Raw genomic sequence first — 5348 nt, 5'->3', positions numbered from 1 at the left:
CGGTAGTCGTCTTTCGGTAATACCTACTGCCGCGAGCTCCTCGAGCCTGCCTACGGCGCTCAGGTTCCGAAGGCCTGCGTGAGGCGCGCAATGGCTGCGGGCAGGCCGCGCACGCGGAGCTTGCGTCCGCTCTCATCGAAGGCCTCGGAGAGCACCGTCGTGTTCTCGTACACCTCGCTGATACGCGACTGGGAGGCATAGGGAATCACCAGGTCCGCATCCACCATGGAGGTCGCGAAGGCGCGCAGGATGCGCTCGCGCAGCAGCCCCACGTCCTCCGGCCGGTGCGCGGAGAGCAGCAGCGCCTCCGGGTGGCGCGAGCGCAGCGCCTCCTGTGCCGCCTCATCCAGCCGATCCACCTTGTTGAAGAGCAGCTGGCTCGGCACGGCATCCGCGCCAATCTCCCGCAGCACCGTGCGGGTGACCTCCAGCTGCGCGTCCCAGGTGGGATCAGACGCGTCCACCACGTACAGCAGCAGCGAAGCCTCGAGCGCCTCGTCCAACGTGGAGCGGAAGGAGGCCACGAGATCGTGCGGCAGCTTCTTGATGAAGCCCACCGTGTCCGAGACGAGCACGCGCGGACGGCTCTCTGGCTGCAGGGCCCGCACCGTGGTGTCGAGGGTGGCGAAGAGCTGGTCGGCCACCAGCACCTCACTGCCCGTCAGTGCGCGCATCAGCGAGGACTTGCCTGCGTTGGTGTAGCCGACCAGCGCCACGCGCAGCTGGTCGCGACGCGCGTAGCGGCGCTGGTCCTGGTCCTTCTGGATGGCGGCGAGCCCCTCGCGCAGCTCGGCGAGGCGATCGCGAATCTTTCGGCGGTCGAGCTCCACGGCGGAGTCCCCGGCGCCACGGCCCTGCTGCCGCTCCCTTCCTCCGGTGGACTCGCGCAGGCGGGGCGCCAGGTAGTTGAGCCGGGCGATCTCCACCTGCATGCGCGCCTCGTGGCTGCGCGCGTGCCGGTGGAAGATGTCCACGATGACGCCCGTGCGGTCCAGCACCTGCGCCCCGGTGGCCTTCTCCAGGTTGCGCAGCTGGCTCGGGGAGAGCTCGTGGTCCACGACGACCACCGTGGGGCGCTGCGCCACCTCGCCCGGGGCGTCCTCCGCGGGCGGTGCGGCCTCCTCTTCCTCGGGCTCCTCGGGCTCCTCGGGCTCCTCGAGGGACGCGTCCGCGGACTCCCAGCGCTCGCGCGCCTTCGAGGTCCGGTCCTGCGCGCCGGACGCGATGACGCCGCTGCCGCCGGTGAGCTGCGCCAGCTCCTTGAGCTTGCCGGTGCCCAGCACCGTCCCGGAAGCCAGCCCCTCGCGGCGCTGGCTCACGGTCGCCACCGCGTCGTAGCCCAGAGTCTTCACCAGCCGGGCGAGCTCCGCGAGGTCCGCAGTGTGCTCCGCGTCCGAGACGCCGGGGAGCTGCACGCCGACAAGGACGGCACAAGGACGGGCGGGGTGGGTCTTCAGCATGCGGAGGCTCATAACACGCCGCTCCGCTCGAGGCCTTCTCGCGAAGCCCCGAGCGCTTGCCCGCCTGGATGTCATTGGATGCGCGGGCAGGATAGTCTCCGCGCCCCCTTGCCACCTGCCAGCCCATGACCTTCACTTCCCTCGGCCTCTCGGAGCCGCTCGCCCGTGCCGTGGCCGACCTCGGCTATGACGCGCCCACGCCGGTCCAGCGCGAGGCCATCCCCGCGGTGCTGCGGGGCCGCGACGTGTGGGCCTGCGCGCGGACGGGCTCGGGGAAGACCGCCGCGTTCGTCCTGCCCCTCCTGCATGCCCTGAGTGCGCACCCGGGCCGAGGGCCGAGGCAGGCGCGCGTCCTCGTGCTCGTCCCCACGCGCGAGCTCGCCGCGCAGATCTCCGAGGCGATGGGCCGCTATGGACGCTACCTGCCGAGGCCGCTGAAGACCTGTCTCGCGGTAGGTGGAGTCTCGGCCAATCCCCAGATGATGGCGCTGCGCGGTGGCGCGGACCTGGTGGTGGCGACGCCCGGACGCGCGCTGGACCTCGCGAAGCAGAACGCGCTGAGGCTCTCCTCGGTGGAGACGCTGGTGCTCGACGAGGCCGACCGGCTCCTCTCTCTAGGCTTCGCCGACGAGCTCACGCGCCTGCTGGCGCTGCTGCCCGCCCGCCGGCAGAACCTGCTCTTCTCCGCAACCTTCCCGCAGGCGGTGCAGACGCTTGCGGCGCAGCTCCTTCACGAGCCCACCCGCATCAGCGTGGAGGCGTCCGAGCCGCCCGCTGGCGCGCCTGAGGCCCTGCCCGCCATCGAGCAGCGCGCCATCGAGGTGGACACGGACAAGCGCACGCTGCTGCTGCGCCGGCTCCTCGAGACGCACGAGTGGTCCCACGTCCTCGTCTTCGTGGCGAGCCGCCATGGAGCAGACCACGTCGCGCTGAAGCTGAACCGCGCCGGCATCCTCGCGGCGGCCCTGCACGGCGAGCTGAGCCAGGGCGCGCGCACGCAGGCGCTCGCGGACTTCCAGGCCCGGCGCGTGAAGGTGCTCGTCGCCACGGACGTGGCGGCCCGCGGTCTGGACATCGCTCACCTGCCCGCGGTGGTGAACTATGATCTGCCGCGCTCCACCGTGGACTATCTGCACCGCATCGGGCGCACGGGCCGGGCGGGAAAGGCCGGCGTGGCGGTCAACTTTGTTACCGCGAGCACCGAGGCCCACTTCCGACTCATCGAGCGCCGTCACCACCTCGCGCTTCCGCGGGAGCGCATCGCGGGGTTCGAGCCGACCGAGCTCACCCCGCCGGCGCTGGACCCGCACGGCGGCGTGAAGGGCAAGCGCAAGAGCAAGAAGGACAAGCTGCGGGAGGCGGCAGCCGCTGCTGCAAGGGGGCCCACGCGCAAGTCGTAGCGCGGCTCCTCCCTATGGCCGAGCCGTGATGCTTCCCTGTCCTGACCTCCGTGTCCGCTCAGCGCGACGGGCCGCTTGTCCAGCGATAGGTTGCCGGGATGACTTCGCCACCCTTGGCTGCCTTCGTCGTTCACTCCCTCGACGTCCCCGAAGAGGAGGGGGTCTATCCAGCGCCCTTTGACGGCGAGAAGCTCTCTTTCTGGCGAAACCTGGGCAAGGCAGCGGGGAGCGAGCGGCTCGGGCTGCGGCAGGAGCGCCTGCCGCCGGGCCGCCGCACCAGCTTCACACACGCGCACTCCCACGAGGAGGAGCTCATCTACGTCCTCAAGGGTGAATGTCACGTGCGCCTGCTCGAGCCGGGCGCGGTCGAGGCTCGGGAGCTCCCGCTGCGCGTCGGCCACACCATCAGCTTCCCGTCAGGGACGGGCATCGCGCACTGCTTCGTGAACCACAGCGCGCGCGAGTGCCTCCTGCTCTGCGTCGGGGAGCGCCGCCGTAACGTCGATCGCGTCCTCTATCCCGAGGATAGCGAGTACGACGAGTACCTCCACCGCAACGATCCCGGGCGCCACTGGACGCACTGACGGAGTGAGGGTGTGGACCCGGAGGATGTCGTAGAGGGTGCCTGACTCCATCGCCTTGATGCGGGTTCGATTCCCGCCGCCTTCATGGGTGCAGCCCGCCAGCCGGAACCCTACCGCCGCCCTTGTTCCACTAGCTCATGCCATCACGTAGCGCCGGCTTGGCGCAGAATCCGGATGACCTTCTCAAGCCGCTCGTCGGGAGCGCGCGCGTTCTTGAGCAGAACGCCCTGGAGAGCTGTCTCGTAATAGGCATCCCGCTGGTGAACATCGCCCCCTTTTTCGAGGAGTAGCTGCACTACTTCGGCATGCCCTGACTCTGCTGCAGCACCCAGTGCCGTCATACCGTCGATACCGCCCACACTCCTTGGGTCAGCCCCCGCCTCCAGCAAGAGTCGAACCATCTCACGATCCCCCCGCTCTGCAGCCACCTTGAGCGGCATATCTCCTTCGCTGCCACGAACATTCACGTGAGCGCCGCGCTCCACCAATAGCTGCGCGATAGCCGCGTGGCCGCGAAACGCGGCGACCAGGAGAGCAGGATCTCCCTGCATCTGAGAGTTCGAGTCGACCCCATGATCCAGCAATGCACGAACTACCCCTGGCATTCCCTCATCCACGGCCAGAAACAATGCTGGCCAGCCATCTTCCGTTTGGCAATTCGGATCGACTCCTTGCGCAAGAAGTTTCTCGACCTCAACCTCGTCCCCCCTTTCAATCGCAGCAAGCAACGCGGCCTCGGACATTCTCCCACTCAAGGTTGTCGACATTTCTCACCCACCGATTGCCTGCAATTCTCTACCCCGCGCGCGTGTTCCTCAAGCGGAACGAGATGACGCGCATCAATCGATCCAAAGCACTCTCTCTGTATGGCCAATCGAGCTTTGAGACAGGCATCTTGCTTGGCGAGCCGCTCCAACGCTTCAGGACATTGGAGTTCAGCGTATTGCCTTCTTCCAAGGCTGCTCCTGCTGCAAGACATTTGGCCAGTTTCCTTGCACAAACGCTTGTACCGCTGACTCAGTGCATCATATGTTTCATCATCGCAAATCTTATCCTTTGGTCGAGCAAGAGGTATCTCTGTAGGATCTGGTATTGGCTGGGGAACCGGGACGGACCTTCGGTTCGCCGAGGGTCCCTTCTCCGGAGAGGGCTGCGTTGTCGGCCCGGGTCGCTCAGCCTGACGGGAGGCTTCTGCCTCGCGGTCCGCCCTCCGCCGACGCGCATGCTCATCCAACTCCGCTTTGATGGCGGCGGCCACCACCACCGTACCGATGACGATCACCGCTCCCACCACCAGGGGCTGCGACAACAGGCAGGCGGCGACCATGACGGGCACGGCGACTGCGCCCGCAGCGGCCACCGAGCATTTCCTCTCGGGGTCCTGGAGTCGGACCTTCCGTCTGTCGAGCGTGTGAATGCACCTCGCCGCTACCTCCTCCCATGGCTGGTAGGCTTCTTGGACCACGCATTGCCCCTCGTCCGTCCAGGGCAGCGCCGCCGCTCTCTCCAGGTTGGCGATCCTCGGGTTGTCGGCCACCGGGTCTCTCGGGTTCGACTCAGTCGTAGCGCAGGCTGCGACGAAGACCAGGAGCACGCTGCAGGTTCGCACGTTCAAGGGCACGTCCTTCCTTCAATCAAGGGGGGCTGCGGGTCAAGTGCGGAGGGGCGACTCGGAAGCCTGTCAGCACGCTCCAACAGTCAGCCCCAGCCTCGGCCCGCTGGACACCGGCCCCGCTTCAAGCCTCACCCCTTCCGGGCGCGTGTTGCGCACACGGGCCACCGGTCGTGGGGCTGAACTTGTGCGGTAGCGCTGGAAATGTGCCGATTTTGACTACGCCCGCCCCCCCTTCACCCCCAGCGACCCGAGGGGGCCATTTCTCTCACGGGGAGTTCTCCTATGCGTT

At 67.9% G+C, this 5348-nt stretch carries 5 protein-coding genes; 2 read left to right on the top strand and 3 right to left on the bottom strand.

Annotated elements, in window-relative coordinates:
* Positions 1 to 59 precede the first annotated feature (59 nt).
* On the bottom strand, positions 60 to 1460 hold the full coding sequence (gene hflX, locus VD972_RS11425; protein ID WP_324985229.1) for a GTPase HflX: 1401 nt from the start codon (positions 1458 to 1460) through the stop codon (positions 60 to 62).
* Between the two features lie 125 nt (positions 1461 to 1585).
* Between hflX and VD972_RS11420 the strand changes: the two genes are divergently transcribed.
* Positions 1586 to 2860 carry a DEAD/DEAH box helicase gene (locus VD972_RS11420; protein ID WP_324985226.1) on the top strand — a complete coding sequence of 425 codons (1275 nt, stop codon included), beginning with the start codon at positions 1586 to 1588 and terminating at the stop codon, positions 2858 to 2860.
* Positions 2861 to 2958: 98 nt separating this feature from the next.
* Positions 2959 to 3444, top strand: coding sequence for a cupin domain-containing protein (locus tag VD972_RS11415; RefSeq protein ID WP_324985223.1), 486 nt, complete (start codon positions 2959 to 2961; stop codon positions 3442 to 3444).
* Positions 3445 to 3587: 143 nt separating this feature from the next.
* Here the strand turns inward: VD972_RS11415 and VD972_RS11410 are convergent, their stop codons facing one another.
* On the bottom strand, positions 3588 to 4187 hold the full coding sequence (locus VD972_RS11410) for an ankyrin repeat domain-containing protein (protein ID WP_324985220.1): 600 nt from the start codon (positions 4185 to 4187) through the stop codon (positions 3588 to 3590).
* A gap of 8 nt (positions 4188 to 4195) precedes the next feature.
* The gene (locus VD972_RS45460; RefSeq protein WP_414654048.1) at positions 4196 to 4771 is read right to left on the bottom strand and encodes a hypothetical protein; all 576 of its coding nucleotides are present in this window, start codon (positions 4769 to 4771) and stop codon (positions 4196 to 4198) included.
* Positions 4772 to 5348 lie beyond the last annotated feature (577 nt).

It is taken from the genome of Hyalangium sp. (assembly GCF_035629615.1).
Lineage (GTDB): Bacteria > Myxococcota > Myxococcia > Myxococcales > Myxococcaceae > Hyalangium.
The sequence above is the reverse complement of the archived record's forward strand: the minus strand, read 5'-3'. Positions and strand labels throughout refer to the sequence as shown.

Bases quoted from the DNA above. Each gene is read 5' to 3' on its own strand.
- hflX (WP_324985229.1), bottom strand. From the start codon at position 1,460: ATGCTGAAGACCCACCCCGCCCGTCCTTGTGCCGTCCTTGTCGGCGTG.
- VD972_RS11415 (WP_324985223.1), top strand. From the start codon at position 2,959: ATGACTTCGCCACCCTTGGCTGCCTTCGTCGTTCACTCCCTCGACGTC.
- VD972_RS11420 (WP_324985226.1), top strand. From the start codon at position 1,586: ATGACCTTCACTTCCCTCGGCCTCTCGGAGCCGCTCGCCCGTGCCGTG.
- VD972_RS45460 (WP_414654048.1), bottom strand. From the start codon at position 4,771: ATGGTCGCCGCCTGCCTGTTGTCGCAGCCCCTGGTGGTGGGAGCGGTG.
- VD972_RS11410 (WP_324985220.1), bottom strand. From the start codon at position 4,187: ATGTCCGAGGCCGCGTTGCTTGCTGCGATTGAAAGGGGGGACGAGGTT.